Source organism: Empedobacter falsenii, assembly GCF_019308355.1.
Classification (GTDB): domain Bacteria; phylum Bacteroidota; class Bacteroidia; order Flavobacteriales; family Weeksellaceae; genus Empedobacter; species Empedobacter falsenii_B.
In genome coordinates, this window is the sequence record NZ_JAAGKM010000077.1 from 1 (window position 1) to 4,848 (window position 4,848).

General features: G+C 33.5%; 4 protein-coding genes. 1 reads left to right on the top strand and 3 read right to left on the bottom strand.

From position 1 onward, the window contains the following. Positions 1-111: 111 nt before the first annotated feature. On the bottom strand, positions 112-318 hold the full coding sequence (locus G0Q09_RS15255; RefSeq protein ID WP_219035429.1) for a CHC2 zinc finger domain-containing protein: 207 nt from the start codon (positions 316-318) through the stop codon (positions 112-114). 141 nt (positions 319-459) lie between these two features. Between G0Q09_RS15255 and G0Q09_RS14580 the strand changes: the two genes are divergently transcribed. Beyond that, complete coding sequence (locus G0Q09_RS14580) at positions 460-825, top strand: helix-turn-helix domain-containing protein (protein ID WP_219035430.1); 366 nt, start codon at positions 460-462, stop codon at positions 823-825. 17 nt (positions 826-842) lie between these two features. On the opposite strand, the gene G0Q09_RS14585 is transcribed toward G0Q09_RS14580, so the two are convergent. Both G0Q09_RS14585 and G0Q09_RS15110 read right to left on the bottom strand, forming a co-directional pair. Then, positions 843-1,418, bottom strand: a complete 576-nt coding sequence (locus G0Q09_RS14585; RefSeq protein ID WP_219035431.1) for a hypothetical protein — start codon at positions 1,416-1,418, stop codon at positions 843-845. Positions 1,419-1,429: 11 nt separating this feature from the next. Next, positions 1,430-4,750 (bottom strand): DUF6443 domain-containing protein, encoded by a 3,321-nt coding sequence (locus G0Q09_RS15110; RefSeq protein WP_219035432.1) that lies wholly within the window; start codon positions 4,748-4,750, stop codon positions 1,430-1,432. Positions 4,751-4,848: the final 98 nt, after the last annotated feature.

The following is a 4,848-nucleotide window of genomic DNA, read 5'->3' on the forward strand; positions in this document are numbered from 1 at the left end:
TTTGCCTTGATTTTGTTTTGATAAGATCTTGACGATCTGAACTTCTGTAAAATTGCTTTGTTTCATAATTATCCCTAAGTTAATAAACTATATTTTTAAACGTTCCGGTTTTTAGGGAAGATTACACATACTCTTGCCATTGGTTTTGCAGTTGGAACTAAAGCAATATGCCGTCTGGGTTTTGTAATACACCTGCATACTCGGGGTTTTGTCCTCGTGGAACGGACAGTTTATTCGGCTCTGCTTGTCTGTCTTTAAACCGTAATAGTGCAGTACGTTCGACATTGTGAGCTTTTGTTTGATTTCCTGTATTTCCATTGAAAAATATTTTTTGCGTCAAAATGAATATTCTTTTCGCCTACAAATATATATTTAACTGCATAAATAAACAAACATATATTTCATTTAGTTGCAATAAACAGCCTTATTTATTAATTTTGCTGTATAAAATTCAATGTTATGGTACGGACGGTAGAGCTGATTGCTAAGAATATAAAACGGTTAAGAGAACTTAAAAACCTCTCTCAAAAAGAAGTGTGTGCAGACAGCACCATTCCCCAAGGACAATACAGCCGTATCGAAAACGGTAAAGTAGAACCCTCTATTTCTACATTGGAAAAATTAGCTGCCGTCTTTGAGGTGGATATGGCAGAGTTCTTTAAATCCGATGACCTGGAACAGGAAGTAAATTTACCGCTACTCCAAAAAATAAAGCTGATTGATACGCTTGCAGACGATGAACAGCAAGCTTTGCTAAAAATGATTGATCTGGCTTTAGCAAATAAAAGAATGAAAGATAATTTGCAATCACTCATTGCTCAATAAAACAATAAAGCCCGCAATTAGCGGGTTTTATTGTTTTTATATGCTTCATCTGATAATCGCCTGATTAAATATGCCCAAAGACTTATATTAATGGGCAATGGTGCTGTTACTGACGATAAACTGTATTCTCCATATCTTTTACCATCAATATTTTTAAATACAAAATAGGACGGTTTCCCTGATACCATTTTTGCATCAGGCATTTCCGTTATAAAATCCGTATGGTACTTGCCTAAATCAAATATAGGTTCTGCCTCTGATAGTAATTCCCGGTATTGCTCCTGTTGCTTTCTTTGCTTCCGGGTTTTTATTTCCACTTTTATAAGGCGTATTTTATCTATTCTACCTAAGCTGTCTAAAGTAACATAATATTCCTGATAGCACGGAGTATCTTTAATAATCAGGTAATAATATTTATCTTCTAAAGAATACAAAATCTTGGGAGCTTGTATTGTATCAAAATGTTGTAATACTTTATCTGCTTTAGCCCTGCTGACCATTGCCATTGAGTCGGTCATGTTTTCTCTACCTTCCTGTGCTTTACATACAAGCGAAAAGCACAGCATTAAAATTATGGAATATGCTGTTTTCATCTTGTAATGTTTTATTGAGTACGTGGTAGTTTCTGAGGGTCAGTTATATGCCCTTCTTTATAGCCACCATGGTTTTTACCATCTCGCTGAGGCATTCCTAACATTCTTCGGATTAGATTATCAACACGTATTGCATTAGCATTATTATCGCTTGGACTGGCTCCTGTTGCTGATGGAATACCATGCCCAAACACTTCGTGTCCTGATGTTGAAACTCTCTCATTACCTGTTACACCGGTAATAAACGAATGTGAACCTTTCTTGGTAGGTACATTAAAACCTTCCCCTCCTAAAATTTTAATTGTTTGGTCATTGTAAAAATATTCGGTAGAGCCGTCCTGTCCTTGTCGTCGCTGACGCAATGCATCCCCATAACCTGACTGTAATCCATTTAGATAAGAATTAATAGCAGAGAAACCAGAAGATGATAAATCACTATTTACTGAAACGTATTCTACAGTATGAATATCCGTTGAATTTATGGTATTAGTAACCATATCAATATATGTTCTCTCATCAGCACTAAGGGTAACACCATCTAAAGCCGTACTCAAAGCCTTAGCATCTATACTTTTAAAGGTTTTTCCTTTTACGTCTATCAATGCTCTAACTCCATCAAACCTTTTATCCGCTAAAGTCAAATGAATGTCTGCCTTAAAATTCTGTGCATCTTTCTTAGTAGCACCTATGATTTCCCTGCCGTCTGGGTCGATGTAAAAGATGGGGTTATTACCCATTGCACAATACGGCGACATACCCGGAAACTTTTCGGCAAGTGGATCCACCTTAAACCATCTACCAATAGCAGGGTCGTAGTTTCGTGCGCCGTAGTCGTATAAGTTTAGGCTTAATTCATCTTGCAGTTCTTTGCCGTTGTATTTGTACTTATAGTTTTGGTTACCTGTTGTAAGTGGTGTATAACCACTATGTTTTAAACCAAAAGGATAATAGTTGTTTTCCTCTAATACTTTTAGTGTACCATTTACTTCCTTTTGATAACTAACACGAACATTACCTAAATGATCAGTGTAATTGTAAACATAATTAAATGTATTACCATTTGTGACATTTACATATCCTTCTGCTGTAGGGAAAAATTGTAAGCTATTATTTTGGTATTGAAAACCTCCTAAATAATCTGTTGTGGTAACTGTAGCACCATTTGTAACAATTTTTTTCAATTTCACTCCACTCGCATCGTACGTATAATTTATCTTCTGCGTGGCATTCCAAAGAACTTCTGTAGGTAAATTTAAGAAATTATATGTTATGTTCGTTATTCCTTTGTTTAAATCTTTGGTAAGATTTCCGTTAGAATCATAACTATAGTCATTTCCATTTTTGTTTCCATCACTAAAACCACTTGTGTTATTATAAGCATTTGTAACAGCTAATAATTTATTTGATGCTCCTTGATAATCATAGGTTAAATCATCAATTGGATTATAGAAATCTGGATTATTTCCAGTACGCGTAATACCTAGAATATTCCCATTATAATCATATCCTTTTATGTATTCATTATATGTATAATTTAATGAAGCGTAATTGATAAAAGTTCCTGTAAGAAGGCGATTCAATCCATCATATTCATAGTTATATCCTAATAATCTTTCATTAGGAGCAGATCTCCAAAAAGTACTAGAAATATTTCCATTGTATAGATTATTATATCCAATTCTAAATGAGAATAAATCATTATATCCATCTCCTGTTACATCAATGTTATTAATATCGGTCATCCATCCACGTATGTTGTATTTGTAGTTAACGTTTTGTAATGGAGAAGAAGAATTGGAGTTCCCAACTTTTTTGTTGGTTAATTGATTTATCTCGTTATAAGAATTTTGAACAATATATTCAACTGCTCCGTTATTAATTTGGTGTGTTTGATACTTTAATAACTCGTTGTCATAATACTCAAAACCTTCATTAATTGTTACTTCAAGTCCAGCATCATTTGGCTTATGTTTAGTAACTGTATTTTTAACTTTTCCTCTAAAATCTAGGTTAGAAGCTACATTTGTATAACCTCCTAAATAATTTGTAGAAGATGAAGCTATAGGACGAATGTACTTTGTATCGTAAAAAGTAAAATTCTTATTCCAAGTTGTCGTTCCTAATACATTTGTAAAGCTAGCTACTGCTAATCCTTTGGTTTTTGTATCGGTTACTCCAATTACAGACTGTCCATTTATTGCGGAAGGTGTAATAGATAAATTTTGGTAATTATCATAATAATTAACTGTAGTATAAGTAGATGTTACTTGATCGCCTCCATATGCTCTTGTATAGAAAATATCTAAACCTGAATGACTATACGAAGATGTTGTACGTTCTACATTATTAGATCCTAAACTATTTAAATAAGCTTGTAATGAAATCCTTGAAACACCAGGCTCAGGATGTTGTCCTTGAGCTGCAATTCTTCCAAACTTATCATAATGAGTAAATGAAAAATAGCCACCGTTTTGTCTTTGTAAAGCGTCTTGTGAAGCAACTAATCGATCTTGATTATCGTATACCATAAACTCACGCCCTTTACCAGGAAGTTGTTTTTCTATCAACCTATTCTTCTCATCATATTGATATTGATAACCTAATTCGGCAAGATTATTTTTGTAACTAACAATATCTCCATGATTAGTATTAATTAATTGTGGAGGAAGTACAAAGGTTAAATTACCATAAACATCATATACATAGTAGGTATCATGATTACCTGAAGAATTTAAAGGAGCTTGAGGTTTTGCTTGAATATTAATTCGTTTAAGAACAACACGCCCTTCTTTATCTTTAAATTCCTCAATAGGTTGTTTATTTTCATCAATTGTAATGGTTTTATACAATGTTCCTACTTCATATGTTATAGAACTGCTTAACGTTAAAGTGGGATTAGTTGTAGGATCTGCTACGCCAAAATTAAAAACTTCTCCATCTGAATTTGTAGCATATTGAAATTCGATCTCATGCCCAGCTCCTTTTCTCCAGGAATTTCCTGGTGCTGCTTGAAATAAAACTCTATTCAGTGGTGAATTCTCAAATGTTTTTTCAGAGAAAGGTGTTGTATCTCCTGTTAAAGTGGAATAGAATCCATCTCCAGTAGCTGTCGTAATTTTGTTATCCCCAGAATTAATCGGAAAGGGTAAAAACTCTTTGGCTTGACGTCCAAATCCATCATATTCATAAGGAATTACAATTGTTTTTCCACTGGTAGAAGCTGCAACTTGTAAAGCTTGTTTTTCACGACCTAATCCATCAAAATAAACAACAGTTTCTTTCTTTTTAGAACAAGATTCATCAAGGTGTAATCTTCCCCTTGTTAAGAACACTTAAAAGTAGAGTTTTTATTTAATATTATTGTATTATTATTTTGATTAATTTGAAATGTAGGAAAATCATTAGGATTTTTGACCTTACCATATTTCAA